The sequence below is a fragment of the Bradyrhizobium sp. 23AC genome, assembly GCF_054863025.1.
Genome location: NZ_JAVAYN010000332.1, coordinates 1 through 229, shown reverse-complemented (window position 1 = coordinate 229; position 229 = coordinate 1). Strand labels below are relative to the sequence as shown.

1 protein-coding gene is annotated in these 229 nt (G+C 57.6%); it reads left to right on the top strand.

The annotated features are described in order from the left end of the window. A partial coding sequence (locus RAD10_RS42650) for a hypothetical protein (RefSeq protein WP_461622105.1) occupies window positions 1-229 on the top strand: 229 nt, incomplete at both ends.

Genomic DNA, 229 nt, shown 5'->3' with positions numbered 1-229 from the left:
GATCGCAACGACTCGAGCCCTGCAGGCGATTCATGACCTGTATCAGGGCAAAGCATGTGCTCACGTCTGCATGGACTCTCCGTATGTCGCCAAAGCGTGGGGCTCCTGGATCCCCAATTGGGAGGAGAACGGCTGGCCGGGCGATGAACATATTCGAACCAAGAAGGACAGCGTTTACCAAGGCTCTGGCGACCAGTCTGTCTCTGATGAGCAGCCGCGAAAACGGAGC